We start from the raw sequence: 19,276 nt of genomic DNA, 5'->3' as shown, positions 1-19,276 counted from the left end.
CTTTCGACCCATTCCTGCCATTAGCGGCCAGTGAGCGTTACGTCGGTCAGCCTCCCCCGCCGGCAGGTCACTGTTGAAGATATCGGCAGCTGCTTTCCATTCGCCGCCGACCTTGCGCCAGACCACAACATATTTCCCTGTGTCGCTCTGAGCCTTACCCGATGGCGCAACCGCCAGCCGGTAGGTTCCACGATCCAGCGCCATGTCCCGGAATTAGACACGACAATTTGCTCCGGAGCGAACGTGAGTTCGAAGCCGGGCGTGTTCATCATCGAAGCCCAAGTCTGCTGAATCGCTACCCGTCCTTTGCCGATGGCCGTATTTGGCGGCATCACGGCGCCGTCTTCGGTATACAACTGGGCAATAGCGGCCGCGTCTTTCGCTTTAACGAGCTCGAGCCATCGAGCGACCTGGCCGCGAATAGCTTCCTCGTCAGCAGTGCTGCTAACGCTCACAGCGGCCTCGGACGAGTTGCCGTTCGCATTCTCTTTTCCGGTGTCACATGATGAGATCAGCAACGCTGTCGCAGTAAGCAGCATTAGGCGGATTGTCATGGCATCCCTCCCAGAGTGCATGATGACCTTAAATAGCATGGTTTCCTCAGTCACGGCAGACGGCGAGGCTCGTCATGGATTGTGGTCGCTTAGCTGATCGCCCAGCGTTGTCGCAGCTCCACCCATTGCAGCCATCAAACAATCCTCGATCGCACGAGAATTCAGCGGCGTTCAGCCGAACTCATTAGCCTTTCGTAAAAGGCAATCGCCCTCATGTAATCGGCGATGGCGATCCGCTCGTCGTTGCCGTGAAAGCGGGTGAGGTCGCCCTTGCGCATTGTGATTGGCACGAAGCGGAGGACGGCCTTCGCGACGCCCTGATAATGGCGGCCATCAGTCGCGCCGACGACCAGCCCCGGTGAAATTCCAGCCTCCGGAAAGCTGGAACGAACAAGCGCACTGAACTGCCGGTACTCCGCGCTTTTCGGCGAAACGGGCGTTCCCGGATCTTGCTGGAATGAGGCCGGGCGAACCTGAACCTGCGGATCGTCGATGACGCGGCGGTCATGCTGGAGCACGCTTTCGACCGTGTCTCCCGGTAGGATGCGGTGATTGACGACTGCGTGAGCGACCTGTGGGATCACATTGTCCTTGGTCCCGGCGTTGAGGATCGTCGGCGCGGTCGTGGTGCGAATGGCGGCGGCGGTGCTCGGCACGGCAAGGAGCTGCCGCTCGAGCAGAGGGCCCGTGAGCCAGCGATTGGCGAGCGCCGCCCGCATCGCAAAGCCCCCGTAAGGAGCGATGCCGTCCAGCATTGCTCCGGACGCGCCGTTGATCCTCGCCGGCATCTGGTGCTCGGCCAGACGCTCGACCGCGCGGGCGATCCGGACCGCGGAATTGTCGTTGGCGGGCATGGAACTGTGCCCGCCGGCGCCGGTGGCTGTTAGCTCGAACGAGACATAGCCCTTCTCGCCGATGCCGATCATAGCGATCGGCGCGTTCACGCCACCAATCACTCCGTCGAGAACGGCATAGCCCTCGTCGAGACCGAGCCCGATGTTCGCGCCCCGCTGCTTGAGTAGGGCTGCCATGGCCTTCGCGCCTTCTCCGCCGCGCTCCTCGTCATGGCCGAAGGCGAGGTAAATGGTCTGCTTCGGCCGATAACCGCGGGCCAGAAGTCGCTCGGTCGCCTCAAGGATGGCCATCAGCGAACCCTTGTCGTCGATCGCTCCGCGCCCGAGCACGAAGCCGTAGGCGATCGTGCCGCTGAACGGCGGAGCGCTCCACTTGCCTTCGCTTCCGGCCTCGACCGGGACGACGTCCTGATGGGCCATCAGTAGCAGGGCGGGGCGGACGGATCCGTGCCCGGCCAGGTGAAGAGCAGGCTCCCTCCGGGCAATTCCTCGCGCTTCAGCTGCGCGTGGACGCGGGGAAAACTCTGCTCGAGGAAGGTGTGGAAGGCAGCGAACACCTCGGGCGACGCTGGTCCGGTCTCGGTCGAAATTGTCTGTGCCTGCAGGCCTTTGAGAGACGCTGGACCGCCGCAGTATCAGTCGGCAGAGGCGGCGGGACTTTGCCGAGCGGCTCGGCCTTCAACCTTAAGGTGTTGAACAGAACGACGGCGACGAGCGCCAGCAGCAGGATCGCTGCGGCCAGCCCGATCTTTCGGACCGTCCTCAGAAGTCGACCTTGTCGTAATGGGCGGGCGGCACGATCACCTCCATTCGCTCGCCGAGCAGCGGCCGGAAGCTCGGCCTCGACTTCATGACGGCGTACCAATCCTTGGTCTGCTTGTGCCCGCGCCAGTCGAGCGCACCGAGATAGTCTATGACGCTGAGATGTGCGGCGGCGGCGAAATCAGCGAGGCTCAGGCCCGGTCCGGCAAGCCAGCGCCGGTGGTCGAGCAGATAGTCGACGTAATCGAGGTGATTGTTGGCGACCCGCATCGCCTCGCGGAGGATACGCGTATCGGGGCTTTCCTTGCTGACGAGGCGCTTGCGCATGCGCTCGTTCATCAGCGGCTCGACGACCTCGCGATACAGCTTCTCGTCGAACCATTCGGTGAGGCGTCGGATCTCCGCACGGAGCGCGGCGTTGCCGTGGATCATCGGCATCCGGTCGACCGTCTCGTCGAAATACTCAACGATCGGCTGCGAGCCGATCAGGGTGATACCCTGGTCCGCCTCGACCATGACGGGCGTTTCGCCGGCGGGATTGAGATCGACGAACTCGTCGCGGCGCTCCCACGGGTTCTCGCGGACGAGCTCAGCCGCAATGCCCTTTTCTGCGAGGACGAGCCTGACCTTGCGGGAAAAGGGACAGAGCGGGAATTGGAAGAGCTGCCACATTTGAGGGCAGCTTTAGCGAGGGCAGCGCCCGCGTCTAGGCGTCTGCGTCACCGCCGCGGATAATCGGGACGGGGGACGTTCGCCGAGGCCCGATCAAGCTCCTGCTTCGCGTCCTCGAGGCTTTTCATGATCGACGGAAGCGCCGCCTGAACGGCCCGCATTCCGGCCTGCATCGCCGGCCGGGTCGCTTCGATCTGCTGACGGACGTCGCGCTCGTTCATTCCCGTCTCATTCCGGAGAGTCCGGCGCCGGTCGGCGGCTGTCGGCTGACGGCCTTCGACGGCTGCTTCCACCTCGCCAACGGGCAGGTTCAGGAACGCCTTCGACATGGCGACCATGGTGTCGGTCAACCGGTCGGCCCAGCGCATGTCAGTCACCTCGGGCGGAAGCTGGTACGCCTGAGGCGGAGGCGGCGCTGCCTGCGCGAATGCCGGCGAGGCCAAAGCTGCAAGCGGAAGCGTGAGAAAAATGGCGCGCATGGTACGAGTCCCGAGGGCCAGAAACAGTGACTTTCTATGGGCTTGCGACCTTAGCAGTCGATGAACGGCAGATTAAATCTACCGTGCCGCGAGCCAGATAAGGGCAGCCGTCCCGGCGATAATCCGGTACCAGGCGAACGGCCAGAAGCCGTGCCGCGAGATGTAGTGGACGAAGGCCTTCACGACGACGATCGCGACGATGAAGCTGACAAGGAAGCCCACCGCGACCGCGCCGAAGCCGACGCCGCTTGCACCAGCGAGCAGAGTGTCGTGATGCTTGATGAGTTCCAGCGTCGTGGCTCCGACCATGGTCGGAATGGCGAGGAAGAAGCTGAACTCAGCCGCAGTCCGCCGTTCTACACCTAGCGAAAGTCCCCCCAGGATGGTCGCTCCGGAGCGGCTGACGCCCGGGATCATCGATAAGCACTGGATAAAGCCAATGCCGAGGACTGTCTTCAACGGCATTTCGGCGACGCCGATGATCTGGCCAGGCTTCACGAACTTCTCGATGATCAGGATCGCAATGCCGCCCGCGACCAGCGCCCAGGCGACGACCTCAGCATTTCCCAGCAACAGCTCAATCTTGCTGATCAGGATCACCCCGATGATCGCCGATGGCAGGAATCCGATCAGCACATTTCGGACGAAGCGCCACGACATCGGATTGTTTCGCAGCAGGCCTTCCAGCACTGCCCAGAACGTCCGCCAATAGAGGACGACGATCGCCAGGATGGCGCCGAGCTGGATGATGACGTTGAACGCGGCCCAGCGATCGGCGTCGAAGCCCATGAGCTCCGTGGCGAGGATCAGATGGCCAGTCGAGGAGACCGGAAGGAATTCCGTCACTCCCTCGACGATGCCGAGGATGATCGCGATCAGGAGGACGGGCACTTAGAAGGTCGCGGTCAGGTTCACGCGGCGGCGGGCGAAGCGGTTGCCGCCGTACATTCCGAGCCAACCCGGCGCGACCGCGGCGAACGGGGTAGGACGAACTCCGAAGGCGTCGAGCCCGGGACCCTCGGCGACATTGTCGTGCTGAAGCATCAGCCATTGGTCGCGGGTGAGGGGTGCGCCCGGGAGGAAGCCGAGCCAGGAGATAGCTGACGCGATCGGGCCCGGCACGTTGACCAGCTCGGTGTCGCGGCCTGCGGCCTTGAGGATCTCGACCGTCAGTTCGCGCATCGTCAGGACCTGAGCGCCGCCCAGCTCGTAGGTCTTGGCGCCATGGGCTTTCGGATCGAGCGCGGCGAGGGCGATCGCCTTCGCGAGGTCCTCGACGAAGATCGGCTGGAAGCGGCAGTTAGGCGCGATCACCGGTAGCGCCGGAAGCCTCGACATACCGGCGAGGCGGTTGGTCAGCTTGTCCTCGGCGCCGAAGACGATCGAAGGCCGGACGATCGTTGCCGCCGGGAAAGCCTTCCGGACGGCCTTTTCGCCCTCGCCCTTGGTTCGGGCGTAGACGGCCTCGCTATCGGCGTCGGCGCCAATGGCGGAAACGTGGACGAGCGATTGCGCTCCTGCCTTCTTCGCGGCCTCGGCGATGTTCCGTGCCCCGGCAACGTGGACGGCATCCATCTTCGAAAAGGCACCGGTCAGGTTGATGACCGCGGAAGCGCCTTCGATCGCATGCCGGACGGAGTCGCGATTGGTCACGTCGGCGCGGACGAACCCGAACTGGCCAACCTGGCTGAGCGGTTGGATGAAGTTGGCGTGGCGCGGTTCGCGGGTCACGACCCGGACGCGCGCGCCTGCTTCGAACAATTGTTCGCAAACGTAGCGGCCGATGAAGCCGCCGCCGCCGAAAACCGTCACGAGCTGGGGATTGAGCATCGCATCGCCACTAGCCGGTGGTGCGGCGCATTGACAAGGCGGCCGCCGCATCCGGCGGCCACCTTTTCGCGTCAATAATAGTCGGCCAGGGTCAAGATGACGGTCTGTCCGTCGGACTTGGTGAGGGAGATCTTGGTTCCCACGTCTTCACGGGTCCAGCCAGCCTGCTTCGACGAATAGAAGCTGGGTCCGACCTTCTTGCCACCGATCGCAACCAGCTTGTCGCCCTTCTTGAGGCCGGCCCGTTCCGCGGGTCCGCCCGGCGTCACGTGGAGGACGTTGAAATGGTCGTCCTCCAGCAAGACGAACATGCCCGCCCGGTCCTTGGTGAACAGCGGCGGGTGCCCGGCGGGTTTCAACCATAGCCGGTCGTGGCTGAGGTCGAGCGTTAGATGGAACTGCTTGAACAGCTGGATGCCTGCGTTGGCACGCTTCTCGTAAGGGCCGTCCGCGACCGAGCCGAAGTCCGTCGGCACATCATGGAAGGTGAAGCCGCCGACTTCGACCGTCGGCATCGTGACCCTTTTCGTCTCGTGCAGGCCGCCCACTCCGCCGCTCAGCCCGATGGCGTAAGGGAGCTTCGCGAGTGCCGGAACCGACTCGTGATATTCCTTGGACAGGCTGAGCGCTCCGCCGTTGCCGAGGTCGAGCGCCGCATCCACCGGGGCCTGGCCGTCGATGGAAATGGGCAAGTAGTGAAGCGTCCCGTCGCGCTTTAGCTTCACTTCCGTGGCACCCGCTGGCGAGACGAAATTTGATGCCGGCGACAGGGACAGGATCTGCTTGTCGAAATCCAGATCGACGACGCTGTTCGTGAATAGCTCGCGGCCCATGATGACAGGGATCGGCCGGCCGATTGCCTTCTCGATCGCATCGAGATCGATCACCGCGACCGTCACTCCGCTAAGCTTGAGATTGCCGACTTCGACGGTGACATCCTGGACAAGTTCGGCGTCCTGCCTTCCGCCCGTTCCCTGCGCCGTGATCTTCATGCCTGGCTTAAGGCCGATCTTGCGCGCGAAGTCGCGGTCGATTGTCGTGACGCCGGCGCCGCTGTCGAGGATCATTGGCGTATCATTACCGTTGACGCGGCCGCTGAGGATGATCCGGTTCTCGCGAAACAGCTCGAACGGAACGGCGGCCCGCGCGTCCGGGATCGCCGTCACGACCGGCTTCGCGATTTGCGCCGCGGCAATGCACGGATAAAGCGCCGTTGCGGCCCCGAGGCTTACCAGCGCGAGCGCGACTTTGATCTGGCGTTTCATTCTGTTTCCCTTTATGTCCGTATTGCAATGCATCAACGAATTATCGCAAAACGATAATAAGGTCAAGCGAGATGAATGGATCGAACATTGGCAGGACCGCGAAGCGGCTTCGGTGGGCGGTCTGGATCTTCTGGGGCTGCATCATCCTTGCCTATATTGCCGGGCGACTGGGGCTCAGCCTTCGTGGAGCCGTCGAGGTCCAGGCGCATTCGTCCGCGGCCGAATCCGGAACGCCGATGATCGTGGCCGACGTCACGATCCTCCTCCTGAGCGTCGCGCTCTACCAGCTGAGCAGGATGCTGGGAGCGATCGGCGAGGGCGATCTGTTCTCGGCCCGCGTCGTCGGTGCATTCCGCTCGTTCGCCTTCTGGCTTCTCGTTGTTGCGGTCGTGTGGATCGTCGCGCCGATCGTCGCCGTGTTCCTGACCGGACCGGGCGAGACGCACCGCCTCGAATTCAGGTTACAGCTGCGCGACGTCCTGACGATCGGAATTGCGCTCATCCTGTTCCTCGTCGCCCGCCTTCTCGAGCGTGCTCGCACGATCGACGAGGAAATGCGGGAGATCGTCTGATGAGCATCGTCGTCCGGCTCGACGTGATGCTCGCACTTCGAAAGATGCGGTCGAAGGACCTCGCGGCGAAGATCGACATCACCGAGGCCAACCTGTCGTTGCTCAAGTCCGGCAAGGTCAAGGGCATCCGCTTTTCGACGCTGGAGGCGATCTGCGAGGCGCTGGACTGCAAGCCGGGCGACATTCTCGATTATGAGCCGGAGGCTGCGGCGAACGGGAATTGACAAGCCTCTGGCCCGCCTCCAAATGGCGCCGCCTACCAGCTGAAAACGAGCTCTCCGTGCCCAGGTGGCGGAATTGGTAGACGCACCAGCTTCAGGTGCTGGCGCTCGCAAGGGCGTGGAGGTTCGAGTCCTCTCCTGGGCACCATAGGCAAATCGGCGCTGAACTAAGCGCATTCCAGAGCTGCCGGGCGCGCGAATCTGATTTGGGTAGAAGGATTGGCATTGACGTCGTTGCCGGCAATGCAGGCGCTTCCGAACGTCGAAGCACTATCCCGCTCGTTTATTATTTCTTATCTAGATTAGTGTTAATGCTTGAAAAACACGCTTTTTTAAGGCATTATCGCATCTTGCTCGGGAGTCCCGGCTACATGCCGGCCCTGATGGTGTCGGGTTGTTGCGTGAGCAGGCCGCCGTTTCGGACCTGACCGCCGCCGGCACACTGCCTCCGACGACCAGCCCCGGACGAGCGGAAAAACTGTCGCTCGTACCAGGGGATTTCGCGACATGGCACACGATCCTTGATCTGAGAGGCTCCCGGAAACGGGTTTCATAATCAGCTGATTCCTCGACGCAGCGCACCATGCGCCGCGGCGACAGAAGGTCTTTGCATCAATGGCGACCATGGAGGGGGCCGTCGTTCCACCAGGGGGAACTCGTCATGGCGCTCGATATCACTGCTCTCGACATCACGGTCGACGAATCAACTGGTCTTACGGATAACGACGTCGACAAGACCGTTGCTCCGTACAGCACCGATCCCACGGTCCAATATCTCCTGTCGCTCGATACGTCGGGCGGATTGAGCTCACCGGAAGTCGCCTACATGGCCGACTTTATCACGGCGACGGCGACCGGAGGGGACTCGTTCTCCTCAGTGTCTCTCACGCAGAGTCTCAGTGGAACTCCGTTTTCCACCACCGTGGGCGTGAACAGCGGCATCCAAACGGTCGATGGCAATTATGTCTGGCTGTTCCTCGACCCCAGCAATTCCAATGTCGTGCGGGGCGTGATTGGTACGTCGAACCCGGCAACTGCGCCGGCAGCAGGCGGAGCGCTCGCTTTTTCGTTCGCGCTGATCAACACCAGCACCACCACCCCGGACCTGTATCTGGTCCAGTATGTGGCGTTGTCCCATCCGGATACGAATTCCACCGACGAGCGCATCGATCTCACCAACAAGGTGTTCGCAACGCTCTCTGCTACCACCACGGTCGGCTTCTCGGGCGCGAACGCCGCGTCCGGTAATCCTGACTTCTACATCATCAATTCGCCCACCGATGCTTCCAAGCAAGTACTGGTCATAGGTATCGGTGGCACAGCCAATGTGAGCACACAGGGCTTCGGCGTCGCCAACCAGAGCATAAATCCGAACGAGACGCTCCAGGTCGATTTCGTGACCGGCGGCACCCTGGCTTCAGGCAGCGCTTCGCAGATCCAGTACGGCAGTCATCTCGAGGATGTCACGCGGGCTGGGTTCACGATCAACCAGATCACGCCTTCCAACCCGGATAAGAGGGTCGACATCACCATCAGGGCCTTCAACAATACCGGTAACGAGCAAGGTTCGGACTTCTACGACGGAACCGCGACCAACCCCGTAGACATCACCAGCGTCATACTAACGGGCGCATCGGGATTTGCGTCCACGATCACTGCGGATGGCACCTATGCTACCTCGAGCGGCAACGTCACCATCACGGGGCTTAGCGGGACCGGGAATGCGGTTACCATCACAGGGCTCGATAACGTCACCACGGTCGATTTCACGACCGCGACCTCAATGGACCGGCTGCAGGTGACGGGTGTCGACGCCAACGAAGGCTGTGACATCACCGAGTTCCATTTCCAGACGACCACCCCCAACGGCCGCACCGAAGAAGTCGGCTCCTTCATCAACTTCGACGACTCCGGGCCGGATCTCTCGATCACGGCCGCGCCGGTGGTTGGCGCCCTCGAGGTAGTGGAGGCGAGCAACGTTGCTGGACAGAGCCAGGCGACGATCACGCCGCCGACCTACAACGCGAGTGCGGTCGACGGCGTCACGCCGAGCGTGGCCTACGCGCTGGCGTTGATAGGCTCGTCGGCGACAGGGCTGCAGACGACCGTAGGCAACAAAGCGATCACGCTTGTCGCAGATTCGGCGAGCCAGATCTCGGGCAAGTACGACAGCGACAACAATGGCTCGCTTGATGCGACGGCGTTCACCGTGACGCTTTCCGGGACGACGGTCACGCTGAGGTCGATGGTTGCGCTCGAGCACTCGAATTCGCCGCAAGGCGCGGGGGAGGACAATACGCTCGATCTCAACGGCCTCATCAAGGTCGTGGCGACCGTTTCGGTCTTGGACGGCGACAATGATCCTGCGTCGCAGCAAAGTTCGAGCTCGGCACTGTCAATCACGTTTGACGACACCGACCCGACGCTCTCGATCACATCAGCCGTGGCGGTTGGTTCCGCCGCAGTAGACGAGGCAAGCGGCAACGGCGGCAAGAGTACGGCAACGATCACGCCGCCCGGTGTAACGGCGGGCGCGGTCGACGGCAGCACGACGGATGTGACCTACGCGCTGAGCTTGGCCGGGACCGCGACCGGGCTGGTGACGACTGCGGGCAACCATCCGATCACGCTGGTAGCCGACTCGGCCACCCAGATTTCGGGCAAGTACGACAGTGACGGCGACACCACGCTCGACGCAACGGCGTTCACGGTGGTGCTCTCTGGCACGAACGTGACGCTGACGTCGGTCGTTGCGCTCGAGCACGACAACACCCAGGGCGGGAGCGAGGACAATACGCTCGATCTCAGCGGCCTGATTAATGTCGTGGCGACGGTGACTGTAACCGACGGCGACAATGACTCCGTCTCCCAGCAGAGCACGACCTCGTCGGCACTATCACTGACCTTCAACGACACCGATCCGGTCATCACGAAGGCGTTCGACGCCGATCCTGGTACTGCGGGGAATCAATCGCCCGAGACGCTGGCGAACACGCTGAACGCGACGGCCAGCGGAAACTTCGGCTATGCCATGACGGACCAGATCGCCGGCGCGGCCTACAATTTGACGACGGTTAGCGACTTCGTCGATGCCGACGCCAACACTGCAGGGGTGCAGATCAGCCTGACAGGCGCGGTCTCCAACTCACAGAACCCAGGCATCACTGACGCGGTCGCGACCCTCACGGCCGAGGACGCCAGCTCCGCCACCTTCAGCTTCTCGTTCAGCTACGACTATGACCCGATCACGGCTGGCGTGCAGAGTGCTACGGCGGGCGGCACGCTCTATTTCGACAAGGCTGCCGATACCTACACATTCACCCTGACTGACGTGGTCGACGGATTCAGCTTCGACGTGCTGCACACGGCCGAGCTGGTCGCCAAGGCGCCCACGGGGAACACTGGGCATCCTCTGATCGTCGCCGAGCAGCTGACGCCGAATGGCGATCCGGATCCGTTCTTCGTTCAGTTCACCGGGAACTCGGTCACCCAGCAGATCGGCTTCGGGTTCAACTCGACCGGCGACGGAGCGACCGTCGGTGACACCACGTTTAACAACGGCGGGGCCACCCATGATATGGTCACCAACGTCAACGAGGACTGGGTCAGTGCAACTCAGGCCACCAATGGCGTTGCTGGCGATACGATCCAGAAAGGTGAACTGCTTACGCTGCGGTTCTTCGAGGAAAACATCCTCAGCGATGTCAACCCGAAAGCTGCCGGCGGTGGCACTGAGCGGCTCGACCCGACAACATCGGCCAGTGGCGTCGTCGTCAAGTTCGACGGCATCGGCAACTCCGAAGACCTCGTCCTGATACTCGACCTGAAGGATGCGAACGGCAATGAAATAACCAGAGCCGTCAACGTCGAGAATTCGGACCTGATCAGGGGCAACGCAAATATTCCCGCCCCGTACAACACCGAGTTCACGCTCGATAACAACGATGCCCTGCTGATCATTGAGCAGAACGACTACACGATCGCTGGCGAGACCTACCTGATTCAGGGCATACAGATCATGCAGAGCTCCAACGGGTTGACGGGTGATGCCATCAACCTGAACGGCGCCGTCGGGGTCAATGGCGGCAGCAGCGCCACGACCAGCCTGACGGCTTGGGATCCGATGGACAACGACGTCCTGAAGATCGTGGACATCGGGTTTGTGCAGCAGAACAGTGGGACGATCGGCGCCAGCCTGGACTTCGGGTTCAACATCGTCGACGGCGATAACGATCAGACCGCCACTCAGCACATCCTAGTGGATGTTGGCGATACGTCCTCCATCAACTCGAGTTCGTTCGCGGCGCAGTTGAGCAGTCTGTCTCTCAAGAATGCTGGTTACACAGCGGATAGCGGCATGGCGCCCTCAAGCCATTCCATTAGCCTCATGGGTACCAGCGACGTGTACTCGACGTTGAAGATCGAAGCGCTGAGCCACCTCCACACAGCGGACTGGTACATGGTCTGATTGGGGAGCGCGTTAGGGAGATCACGCCTCCCGAATTCGCAAAGGAGAAGGGCCGCGGAGCGATCCGCGGCCTTCTCTATATCCGGAAACCCAGACTCACGACCCTGAAGCGCGAGGGGACTGGCGAGCATCGCGATCCGCCGCTAGCCAGTCCTGCACATCATCGTTAGCGGGGGTGACGTGAAGATCGGAATTCTGACCGGCGGCGGCGATGTTCCCGGGCTCAACCCCTGCATTCGTTCGATCACGCTCAACGCCGACGACAACGGCTGGGAAGTGGTCGGCTTCAAGCGTGGCTGGCAGGGCGTGCTCGAAATCGATCCCGACGATCCCGCTTCGATCGCCGCCAACAGCGTCTCGCTGACCCGCGACGGGGTCCGTGGAATCGACCGGATGGGTGGTACGATCCTCCACACGTCTCGGCTCGATCCGCGCACGATCGCTGACGGGGACAAGACGACCCAGGTCCTCCACACGCTGCAGCGGGTCGGCGTCGACGCAATGGTAACCCTCGGGGGCGACGGCACCCTGCGTTTCTCCGCGCATCTGTCGCGTCAGGGCTTTCCGGTCATCTCCATTCCCAAGACGATGGATAATGACGTCTTCGGCACGGATTACTGCATCGGCTTCTCGACCGCGGTCAGCCGCTCGGTTGAGGCGATCAATGCGCTTCGCACCACTGTCGGAAGCCACGAGCGGATCGGCATCATCGAGCTGTTCGGTCGGCGGAGCGGCGAAACGGCATTGCTCGCCGGGTTCCTCGCGCAGGTCGACCGCACCGTCATCGCCGAAGTTCCCGCTGACCTCGACGTGCTCCTTCCGCTGCTTGCGCGAGACAAGGAAGAGAGCGGATCGAACTATGCGATGTGCGTCATCTCCGAAGGCGCGACGATCCGCGGCGAAGGTAATGGCGACGATACGATGCGCTCGCTTCCGGGTAGCGAGCGAGAGGACATCAGCGTCAGCCGACGGCTGGGACGGGCGATCAAGCAGCGCCTCGGGTTTGGCACCGTCATCCAGGAACTCGCCTATCTGATGCGCGCCGGTGAGCCCGACGCGATGGACCGGATGGTCGGCCTCGCTTTCGGAGCGCTCGCGGTGCAGCTATTGGCCCGTAACGAGCATGCGCGAATGGTAGCGCTCAAGGACGGCAATTATTGCCATGTTCCGATTGGCACGCTCGAAGAGAGTGCGAAGCTGGTCGACGTTTCCGGCCTCTACGATCCCTCCACTTACCGCGCGAAGCTGATGCGCGTGGAGGGAATGCCGATGTTCCTCTACTAGGGAACGGTGTTCCCGTCGCGATTGCCGGGCGGCGAATAGCGGCAGATCAGATAATCCCAGGTGCCGTCGCGATAGATGGCGCAGCCGACGTGGGTCGTCGTCTTCCAGATCATCTGCGTATAGTGGGCGACGTCCGACCAGTTCCCGGAACGGCTAACGTTCGGAAACATGCCGGCGTTGAACAGTCTTTTCTCGTCGGTCCAGACAGTGACCATCTCTTCCGGGCGGAAGCGCCCCTCCTGTCCCATCCAGAGGTTCTCGCGCTGGTTCTCGCGCCCGGCACGGGGCGAATGCACGAGGTGCCCGATCCGCGACAGCGCAGGGCCATAGGAAGCCGCCGCTACTGCGAGGCTCGGATCCCACTGCAGAGGCGGAGCTCCGACCTCGGCCCGCGCCGCATTGTGGGCCATCAGGATGCGCGCATTGACGTTGTCGAGCCCCGGCGACGTCGCGACATAGGCGGCCGCGTCGGCATCGCTCGGCACGAGCGCGATGGCTGCTGCGATCAACGCAATGATGGGGCTGGTCTTCATTGCCGCCAAGTCTGCGCCGCAATCCCTAATCGTTTCTAAATCGATACGAGTGCGGAAACTTCTCCGGATGGAGCGGTTGTCGGGCAGTGGCTGTTCCTGAATCCCGCCCTGCGATCATCGCTGCCCTGATCGGGAATGGGCTCATCGCGGTGACAAAGGGCATTGCGGCCGCGATTACCGGAAGCTCGGCAATGCTCAGCGAAGCAGTCCACTCGCTAGTCGATTGCGGGAATGAGGTCCTTCTACTCTACGGACAGCACCGGTCATCCCGGCCGGCGGACGAGGTCCATCCGTTCGGTTACGGCCGCGAGCTCTACTTCTGGTGCTTTGTGGTCGCGCTCATGATCTTTGCACTCGGCGCGGGCATTTCGATCTACGAGGGTGTGATCCACATTCGGCATCCGGAGGCCATCACCAAGCCGTACATCAATTTCATCGTGCTCGGCCTGGCGTTCGTCTTCGAGAGCGTGTCCTGGTTCGTGGCGTGGCGCGGGTTCCAGCGAGTGCGGGGAGACGGGTCGATCTGGCATGTTGTCAGGGCGAGCAAGGACCCAACGATGTTCATGGTCCTGTTCGAGGATACCGCTGCACTGATCGGAATCGTCATCGCGGCGGTCGGAACGGGGCTTGCGGTTGCATATGATGCTCCGTGGATCGACGGCAGCGCGTCCATCCTGATCGGCCTGGTCCTGGCAGCAGTTGCCGGCGTGCTCGCCCGAGAGAGCAAGAACCTGCTGATCGGAGAGCGCGCCGATCCCATTCTTCAGGAAGCCATTCGCGAGGCGGCCGATCGTGAGGCATGCGTGAGGAGCGTCCGCAGGGTGCTGACCACGCACATGGCGCCGGACCAGGTGATCGCGACAATGGACGTCGAGTTCGACGACAGACTGACGATCCCGGATGTCGAGAAGCTGATCGGCCGCATCGAGCGCGGACTGCGGGACCGCCACCCCGAGCTTTCGCGGGTGTTCATTCGGCCAGAGCCGCGCGTGACTAGCGGTATCGACCGCGTGTAAACGCGGTTCATGACACATGCGCGCGTCTGGAAATTCAGGCCACCTGCTGGCCGCGAGGACGAGTTTCAGCGGGCTTACTCGGGCACCGGCAATTGGGCGAGGCTGTTCGAGCAGGCTCAGGGATATCGCGGCACCACGTTGCTGCGGCCCTGCGAGCCGGGCGACTGGTGGCTGACCATCGACCGCTGGGAGACGGAGGCGGATTTCGAGGGTTTCCAAAGGGACTTTGGCATAGAGTATCGCGGGCTCGACGAAGAGCTGGAAGGGGTGGCCGGCGAAGAGGTGTTCGTTGGGGCTTTCGAGGAATGAGCCTCTACGATATCGATGGCGTATTCCCACAGTTGGCGGAAGGAGCCTGGGCTGCCCCGTCGGCTGACCTGATCGGCGACGTCAGGCTAGCGGCAAGGGCCAGTGTCTGGTTCGGAGCGGTCATCCGCGCCGATAACACACCGATCATCCTCGGTGAGGAAACGAACTTCCAGGACGGCGCGATCGGCCACTCCGATCCCGGAGCGCCTCTGACCATCGGCGCGCGCGTGACGGTCGGCCACCAGGCGATCCTCCATGGCTGTACCATTTCCCGCGACTGCCTGATCGGCATGGGAGCGCGAATATTGAACGGCGCATTCCTTGGCTCCGAGTGCCTGATCGGCGCAAACGCGCTGGTCACCGAGGGCAAGAGATTCGAGGAAGGCGGGCTGATCGTCGGTGCGCCGGCCCGCCTGATTCGTCCGCTGACCGATGCAGAGAAGGCGGCGCTTCGCTTCTCCGCCGCGCATTATGCGGACAAGGCGGCTCGTTACGCTTCCGGTCTTAGGTTACACGGCTGACACTTGAAGGGTTCTGCTGCAGAGCCACTTTCATCTCATGATCGACATCCGCAAATTTGATTCGCTGGGCCATGCCGACCACGGATGGCTCAATGCCCGTCACCATTTCTCGTTCGCGAATTACTACGACCCCAACCGTATGGGCTGGGGCCGGATCCGCGTCTGGAACGACGACAAGATCGCCGCCAAGTCGGGCTTCCCGCCGCACCCGCATCGCGACATGGAAATCATCACCTATGTCCGCACGGGCGCGATCACACACCAGGACTCGATGGGCAACAAGGGCCGCACCGCGGCCGGCGACGTGCAGGTGATGAGCGCCGGCACGGGCGTGACCCATGCCGAGTATAATTTGGAGGACGAGGACACGACGCTCTTCCAGATCTGGATCGAAACGGACAAGCCGAATGCCCCGCCAAGTTGGGGCGCTAGGCCCTTCCCGAAGGAGAGCCGCGAGGGGCAATTCCAGCTGCTCGCCAGCGGCAACGGCGACGACGGCGTGCTGCACATCAATTCCGATGCGCGGATCCTCGGCGCGACGCTCAAGGCTGGCGAGACGCTGGAATACAAGGCGGACCCGTCGCGGCACCTCTACCTGGTGCCGAGCGCCAAGGTCGACGTGAATGGCACGCAGGCCGAGACACGCGACGGCGTCGCCATTACCGGCGAGTCGGTCGTGACGGTCAAGGCCGAGGAAGACGCCGAGCTCGTCCTGGTCGACGCGCGCTAAATCCCGCTCATTTCGGCGTTTTTTGCCGCTGGTCGCCTGTCGTTCATCCATACTGTGCTTGAAAGGCAGGCGATTGGACGGCAAAGCGCCGGAGTCGCTGCTTGGAGCTAAGCGACCCCAGCCAGATCAAAGGGTGAGATGAAGCAAGCATTGCGCATGAGTTCGACGGCGGTAGCGCTGGCGTTGGGCCTCGCTGCGCCTGCGATTGCGCAGGATCAGGCGAACAACAGCCCGGCGCCGCCCACCATCGCTTTGCCTGCGCCTTCGAGCGAGGACGCTGTCGGTCCCGCGCAACTCAAGGATTTCTCTATTAACGGCACGGTGACGAGGCGTGCCGACACTGCCGAACCTGCCGCGTCGCAACCCGCGGCCAGACCAACGACGGTCGTTGCGGCCCCGACGAACGCGCAGCCGGCAGCGAACACGCGTACCGTCGCCGCTCAATCGGAGCGTACCCCGACCCAGACTTCGCGAACTGCGGTGCCATCGCCAACCCCGACTTCGACTGCCGGTAGCTCATTCGGGTTCACGCCTTCGGCGCCGACGGAAAGCCAGACCACGTCGTTCGGAGGCGCGCTTGCTCCTGCGGCAACCCCAATCGTCGACACGACATCGGCGGAAGGGAACCTCTTTTCACACTGGCCATGGCTTCTGGCGCTGCTTGCAGTTGTGGGCGCGGCTCTCTGGTACTTCCGTCGTCAACGGCCCGACTATTCTTTTGCCGGTGCCAGCGGTGACGCATCTGCATTCAACTTCAGTCCTCCGACGCCCAGGCCCGAGACGCCGAGGCCGGCCCTGCCGCGCCCCGCTCCGGCGCCTCAGCCTGAGCTTCGGGAACCGGTTTCCGGCAGCGTCACGACCAAGCTCGCTCCAGCGCAGGGGATCGTCTCGACCCGTCTACGTCCGTGGCTCGAGATCGAGTTCGACCCGCAGGCCGCAATCGTCGACGCCGAAAAGGCCTCGATCCAGTTCGAAGTCGTCATCTTCAATTCGGGAAGCGCACCAGCCCGCGACGTGCTGGTCGAGGCGGCCCTGTTCAACGCGGGTACGGACCAGGACCAGCTACTAAGCGCCTTCTTCGGTCGCCAGCCGGGCCAATCGGACGGGACCACCATTCCGCCGCTTCAGCGCATGAGCTTTAGAAGCATCGTCACGCTTCCGCGCGACCAGTTACGTCTGTTCGAGGTCGAAGGCCGGACCCTCTTCGTGCCGGTGGTCGGCTTCAACGTCCATTACCGCTTCAGCAACGGGGCGGGCCAGTCGTCGACGAGCTATATCGTTGGCCGCAACAGTGCCGGCGAGAAGATGGCTCCTTTCCGGGTCGAGAAGGGATCCAAGACCTATCGCGGTCTTGCGACCCGCGAGCACAACCTCCGGGTTAGAAACTAGTCGGAACTGGCCACAATGGCGCGGGTGTCGCCGTCGATGCTGAGCGCTCCCGGCCCCTGAACACGAAATAGAGGAAGATGAAGCAATAGAGGATTGCTGCATCGCCCATGTTGTTCACGGGCCAGAAGTCCTTGGGCATGTGCTGGTAGAAATATCCGACAGCCATTGTCCCGGACGCCAAAAACGCCGCCGGACGGGTGAACCACCCGATCGCCACAAGGAATCCGCAAATCAGCTCGATTGGCCCGGCATATGCCCGAGCTGCGAGAAGGCCCATCCGCTACCGGCATAATCTCCCGGCGGGAAGGACAGGAATTTCTGGGCACCGTGCTCCAGGAATAGAAGTCCCGTCATGATCCGCACAATGCCAAGGACGATTGGTTCGTATTGCATCAGCTTTCGTGCGTTCATCGGGTCCTCTGCGAGCTGGTTTCGAGATTACAATACCGCTGAATTGTAACTGTGCCACGCGAGTACCGCCGCGGCGCCGCGATGCGGCTTCCAGCGCTCGCCGATCTCACGCAATTGCTTCTCGGTCGGCTTCTCCTCGAAGCCCATCAGTCGTCCGAGTTCGATCTGCACCGCCAGATCGCCCGCCGGGAAGACATCGCGTCGGCCTTCGGCAAACAGCAGGTAGATCTCGGCCGACCAGCGCCCGATGCCCTTGATCTTGGTCAGAAGCGCGATTGCTTCCTCATTCTCTTCCGGCAGAGCGTCGAGGTTCAGCTCTTCGGAAAGCACGAGGTCCGCAAGGCTACGAATGTAGCCCGCTTTCTGGCGAGACATGCCCGCCGCTCGCATCTCCTCGTCGGTTGCGGCAAGGAGCTTCGAAAGGTCCGGCGGTGAACCGAAAGCTGCTTCAAGCTTGGCCCACATCGACCGTGCTGCCGCGACGCTGACCTGCTGGCCGACGATCGTGCGAAGCAAGGTGATAGTGCCGGGTGGGCTGATGCGCGGCTCAGGGCGCCCATGCTTCTCAAGAACCGCTGCGAAGGCTGGTTCGAGCCTCGCAAGCTCATCGAGGCTTTCGTGAAGCGTGTCGGCAGTTCGAACCATCAGGCAACACTCGCTGCATAGAGGGCCACTGCCGCCGCATTGGAGACATTGAGGCTCTCGATCGAGTCCGAAATGGGCAGGCGTGCCACGGCATCGCAATGCTCGCGCGTGTTCTGGCGCATTCCGGGCCCTTCGGCGCCAAGCACCAGGGCAACGCGCGGCGGACCCAGCGCGTCCTTGAGATCCGCGTCCGCCTCGCCGGCAAGGCCGATGCGCCAGAAGCCTGCCTCGCCGATCTGCTCGAGCGCTCGTGCAAGATTGACGACTCGAACCCACGGCACGCGCTCCAGCGCTCCAGACGCGGCCTTGGCGAGTGCACCGCTTTCCGGTGGCGAATGACGATCCTGGGTGACGATTCCGATAGCTCCGAAGGCAGCAGCCGATCGCAGGATTGCACCAACGTTATGCGGATCCGTCACTTGGTCGAGGACAAGCAGGACGGCCCGATCCGGCGCATCCGCCAGAATGTCGTCGAGCCACGCTTCATCGAGCGGCTCGACCTCGATCACGATGCCCTGGTGAGGAGCATCGTGCGGCACGAGGCGGCCGAGGTCGGGCGCTTCCGCAAGGGTGACCGCGACATCCTTCGGGAATTGCATGAAGCCGGACGCCTCGCGGGTTGCCCAGGCGCGCAGGACCTTGCGGTCCGGATTATCGAGCGCTGCCGCGACTGCATGCTTGCCCCAGAATCGCGGCCGGTTCGCTGTGCCGTGGCTTTGGTGAGATTTCTTCCGCCGGGACATTTCGGCGGCAATGCGGGA

The 19,276-nt window shown here is 62.6% G+C and carries 22 protein-coding genes and 1 tRNA gene; 10 read left to right on the top strand and 13 right to left on the bottom strand.

Translation table 11 applies throughout. From position 1 onward, the window contains the following. Nucleotides 1-20 precede the first annotated feature (20 nt). The 8 genes from H9L14_RS10900 to H9L14_RS10865 form a co-directional block, all read right to left on the bottom strand. The gene (locus tag H9L14_RS10900) at nucleotides 21-608 is read right to left on the bottom strand and encodes a YybH family protein (protein WP_187708116.1); all 588 of its coding nucleotides are present in this window, start codon (nucleotides 606-608) and stop codon (nucleotides 21-23) included. Between the two features lie 107 nt (nucleotides 609-715). Continuing rightward, a complete protein-coding gene (locus H9L14_RS10895) occupies nucleotides 716-1,828 on the bottom strand; it encodes a M20/M25/M40 family metallo-hydrolase (protein WP_187708115.1) in 1,113 nt (370 codons plus the stop codon). After that, complete coding sequence (locus H9L14_RS10890; RefSeq protein WP_187708114.1) at nucleotides 1,828-1,965, bottom strand: hypothetical protein; 138 nt, start codon at nucleotides 1,963-1,965, stop codon at nucleotides 1,828-1,830. The genes H9L14_RS10895 and H9L14_RS10890 overlap by 1 nt, the downstream gene beginning before the upstream one ends. Nucleotides 1,966-2,170: 205 nt before the next feature. Continuing rightward, the gene (locus tag H9L14_RS10885; protein ID WP_187708113.1) at nucleotides 2,171-2,842 is read right to left on the bottom strand and encodes a glutathione S-transferase family protein; all 672 of its coding nucleotides are present in this window, start codon (nucleotides 2,840-2,842) and stop codon (nucleotides 2,171-2,173) included. A 47-nt stretch (nucleotides 2,843-2,889) separates the two neighbouring features. Further along, nucleotides 2,890-3,321 carry a hypothetical protein gene (locus H9L14_RS10880; protein WP_187708112.1) on the bottom strand — a complete coding sequence of 144 codons (432 nt, stop codon included), beginning with the start codon at nucleotides 3,319-3,321 and terminating at the stop codon, nucleotides 2,890-2,892. Nucleotides 3,322-3,399: 78 nt separating this feature from the next. Next, on the bottom strand, nucleotides 3,400-4,212 hold the full coding sequence (locus tag H9L14_RS10875; RefSeq protein WP_187708111.1) for an undecaprenyl-diphosphate phosphatase: 813 nt from the start codon (nucleotides 4,210-4,212) through the stop codon (nucleotides 3,400-3,402). Continuing rightward, nucleotides 4,213-5,151: a complex I NDUFA9 subunit family protein gene (locus tag H9L14_RS10870; protein WP_187708110.1), complete on the bottom strand. Its 939-nt coding sequence runs from the start codon at nucleotides 5,149-5,151 to the stop codon at nucleotides 4,213-4,215. A 71-nt stretch (nucleotides 5,152-5,222) separates the two neighbouring features. Further along, the gene (locus H9L14_RS10865) at nucleotides 5,223-6,416 is read right to left on the bottom strand and encodes an aspartyl protease family protein (protein ID WP_187708109.1); all 1,194 of its coding nucleotides are present in this window, start codon (nucleotides 6,414-6,416) and stop codon (nucleotides 5,223-5,225) included. 71 nt (nucleotides 6,417-6,487) lie between these two features. Here H9L14_RS10865 and H9L14_RS10860 point away from each other — a divergent pair, with 71 nt between their 5' ends. From H9L14_RS10860 to H9L14_RS10840, 5 genes are all read left to right on the top strand, one after another. Further along, nucleotides 6,488-6,988 (top strand): DUF2975 domain-containing protein, encoded by a 501-nt coding sequence (locus H9L14_RS10860; protein ID WP_187708108.1) that lies wholly within the window; start codon nucleotides 6,488-6,490, stop codon nucleotides 6,986-6,988. After that, nucleotides 6,988-7,212: a helix-turn-helix domain-containing protein gene (locus H9L14_RS10855; protein ID WP_187708107.1), complete on the top strand. Its 225-nt coding sequence runs from the start codon at nucleotides 6,988-6,990 to the stop codon at nucleotides 7,210-7,212. Before H9L14_RS10860 ends, H9L14_RS10855 begins: the two co-directional genes overlap by 1 nt. 58 nt (nucleotides 7,213-7,270) lie before the next feature. Then, nucleotides 7,271-7,357, top strand: a tRNA-Leu gene (locus H9L14_RS10850). Between the two features lie 513 nt (nucleotides 7,358-7,870). Continuing rightward, the gene (locus H9L14_RS10845; protein WP_222949810.1) at nucleotides 7,871-11,677 is read left to right on the top strand and encodes a beta strand repeat-containing protein; all 3,807 of its coding nucleotides are present in this window, start codon (nucleotides 7,871-7,873) and stop codon (nucleotides 11,675-11,677) included. 180 nt (nucleotides 11,678-11,857) lie between these two features. Beyond that, the gene (locus H9L14_RS10840) at nucleotides 11,858-12,961 is read left to right on the top strand and encodes a 6-phosphofructokinase (RefSeq protein ID WP_187708105.1); all 1,104 of its coding nucleotides are present in this window, start codon (nucleotides 11,858-11,860) and stop codon (nucleotides 12,959-12,961) included. Here H9L14_RS10840 and H9L14_RS10835 read toward each other — a convergent pair. Then, nucleotides 12,958-13,494, bottom strand: coding sequence for a CAP domain-containing protein (locus H9L14_RS10835; RefSeq protein WP_187708104.1), 537 nt, complete (start codon nucleotides 13,492-13,494; stop codon nucleotides 12,958-12,960). The two genes, H9L14_RS10840 and H9L14_RS10835, sit on opposite strands and share 4 nt — an antisense overlap. Nucleotides 13,495-13,580: 86 nt before the next feature. Here H9L14_RS10835 and H9L14_RS10830 point away from each other — a divergent pair, with 86 nt between their 5' ends. The 5 genes from H9L14_RS10830 (at nucleotide 13,581) to H9L14_RS10810 (ending at nucleotide 17,459) form a co-directional block, all read left to right on the top strand. Beyond that, a complete protein-coding gene (locus tag H9L14_RS10830) occupies nucleotides 13,581-14,510 on the top strand; it encodes a cation diffusion facilitator family transporter (protein WP_187708103.1) in 930 nt (309 codons plus the stop codon). 9 nt (nucleotides 14,511-14,519) lie between these two features. Beyond that, the gene (locus H9L14_RS10825; protein ID WP_187708102.1) at nucleotides 14,520-14,819 is read left to right on the top strand and encodes an antibiotic biosynthesis monooxygenase family protein; all 300 of its coding nucleotides are present in this window, start codon (nucleotides 14,520-14,522) and stop codon (nucleotides 14,817-14,819) included. After that, nucleotides 14,816-15,340, top strand: coding sequence for a gamma carbonic anhydrase family protein (locus tag H9L14_RS10820; RefSeq protein WP_187708101.1), 525 nt, complete (start codon nucleotides 14,816-14,818; stop codon nucleotides 15,338-15,340). Before H9L14_RS10825 ends, H9L14_RS10820 begins: the two co-directional genes overlap by 4 nt. A 37-nt stretch (nucleotides 15,341-15,377) precedes the next feature. Next, on the top strand, nucleotides 15,378-16,070 hold the full coding sequence (locus H9L14_RS10815; protein ID WP_187708100.1) for a pirin family protein: 693 nt from the start codon (nucleotides 15,378-15,380) through the stop codon (nucleotides 16,068-16,070). A 138-nt stretch (nucleotides 16,071-16,208) separates the two neighbouring features. Beyond that, a complete protein-coding gene (locus H9L14_RS10810; protein WP_222949809.1) occupies nucleotides 16,209-17,459 on the top strand; it encodes a hypothetical protein in 1,251 nt (416 codons plus the stop codon). On the opposite strand, the gene H9L14_RS16045 is transcribed toward H9L14_RS10810, so the two are convergent. From H9L14_RS16045 to rlmB, 4 genes are all read right to left on the bottom strand, one after another. Next, nucleotides 17,449-17,625, bottom strand: a complete 177-nt coding sequence (locus H9L14_RS16045) for a hypothetical protein (RefSeq protein ID WP_246444773.1) — start codon at nucleotides 17,623-17,625, stop codon at nucleotides 17,449-17,451. The genes H9L14_RS10810 and H9L14_RS16045 overlap by 11 nt on opposite strands. Nucleotides 17,626-17,690: 65 nt before the next feature. Then, nucleotides 17,691-17,852, bottom strand: coding sequence for a hypothetical protein (locus H9L14_RS16035; protein ID WP_246444112.1), 162 nt, complete (start codon nucleotides 17,850-17,852; stop codon nucleotides 17,691-17,693). 45 nt (nucleotides 17,853-17,897) lie between these two features. Beyond that, nucleotides 17,898-18,515, bottom strand: coding sequence for a DNA-3-methyladenine glycosylase family protein (locus tag H9L14_RS10800; protein WP_187708098.1), 618 nt, complete (start codon nucleotides 18,513-18,515; stop codon nucleotides 17,898-17,900). Then, on the bottom strand, nucleotides 18,515-19,258 hold the full coding sequence (gene rlmB / locus H9L14_RS10795) for a 23S rRNA (guanosine(2251)-2'-O)-methyltransferase RlmB (protein WP_187708097.1): 744 nt from the start codon (nucleotides 19,256-19,258) through the stop codon (nucleotides 18,515-18,517). Before rlmB ends, H9L14_RS10800 begins: the two co-directional genes overlap by 1 nt. Nucleotides 19,259-19,276: the final 18 nt, after the last annotated feature.

The organism is Sphingomonas sediminicola (assembly GCF_014489515.1).
GTDB lineage: Bacteria > Pseudomonadota > Alphaproteobacteria > Sphingomonadales > Sphingomonadaceae > Sphingomicrobium > Sphingomicrobium sediminicola.
Note: the sequence above shows the minus strand (reverse complement) of the source record. Positions and strands in the feature narration are given on the sequence as shown.

What these genes read in the sequence shown, in the direction of transcription:
- H9L14_RS10815 (WP_187708100.1), top strand. Translation starts at nt 15,378, where the DNA reads ATGATCGACATCCGCAAATTTGATTCGCTGGGCCATGCCGACCACGGA.
- H9L14_RS10880 (WP_187708112.1), bottom strand. Translation starts at nt 3,321, where the DNA reads ATGCGCGCCATTTTTCTCACGCTTCCGCTTGCAGCTTTGGCCTCGCCG.
- H9L14_RS16045 (WP_246444773.1), bottom strand. Translation starts at nt 17,625, where the DNA reads ATGGCTGTCGGATATTTCTACCAGCACATGCCCAAGGACTTCTGGCCC.
- H9L14_RS10845 (WP_222949810.1), top strand. Translation starts at nt 7,871, where the DNA reads ATGGCGCTCGATATCACTGCTCTCGACATCACGGTCGACGAATCAACT.
- H9L14_RS10865 (WP_187708109.1), bottom strand. Translation starts at nt 6,416, where the DNA reads ATGAAACGCCAGATCAAAGTCGCGCTCGCGCTGGTAAGCCTCGGGGCC.
- H9L14_RS10835 (WP_187708104.1), bottom strand. Translation starts at nt 13,494, where the DNA reads ATGAAGACCAGCCCCATCATTGCGTTGATCGCAGCAGCCATCGCGCTC.
- H9L14_RS10870 (WP_187708110.1), bottom strand. Translation starts at nt 5,151, where the DNA reads ATGCTCAATCCCCAGCTCGTGACGGTTTTCGGCGGCGGCGGCTTCATC.
- H9L14_RS16035 (WP_246444112.1), bottom strand. Translation starts at nt 17,852, where the DNA reads ATGCAATACGAACCAATCGTCCTTGGCATTGTGCGGATCATGACGGGA.
- H9L14_RS10810 (WP_222949809.1), top strand. Translation starts at nt 16,209, where the DNA reads ATGAAGCAAGCATTGCGCATGAGTTCGACGGCGGTAGCGCTGGCGTTG.
- H9L14_RS10895 (WP_187708115.1), bottom strand. Translation starts at nt 1,828, where the DNA reads ATGGCCCATCAGGACGTCGTCCCGGTCGAGGCCGGAAGCGAAGGCAAG.
- H9L14_RS10825 (WP_187708102.1), top strand. Translation starts at nt 14,520, where the DNA reads ATGACACATGCGCGCGTCTGGAAATTCAGGCCACCTGCTGGCCGCGAG.
- H9L14_RS10800 (WP_187708098.1), bottom strand. Translation starts at nt 18,515, where the DNA reads ATGGTTCGAACTGCCGACACGCTTCACGAAAGCCTCGATGAGCTTGCG.
- H9L14_RS10820 (WP_187708101.1), top strand. Translation starts at nt 14,816, where the DNA reads ATGAGCCTCTACGATATCGATGGCGTATTCCCACAGTTGGCGGAAGGA.
- H9L14_RS10860 (WP_187708108.1), top strand. Translation starts at nt 6,488, where the DNA reads ATGAATGGATCGAACATTGGCAGGACCGCGAAGCGGCTTCGGTGGGCG.
- H9L14_RS10885 (WP_187708113.1), bottom strand. Translation starts at nt 2,842, where the DNA reads ATGTGGCAGCTCTTCCAATTCCCGCTCTGTCCCTTTTCCCGCAAGGTC.
- rlmB (WP_187708097.1), bottom strand. Translation starts at nt 19,258, where the DNA reads ATGTCCCGGCGGAAGAAATCTCACCAAAGCCACGGCACAGCGAACCGG.
- H9L14_RS10855 (WP_187708107.1), top strand. Translation starts at nt 6,988, where the DNA reads ATGAGCATCGTCGTCCGGCTCGACGTGATGCTCGCACTTCGAAAGATG.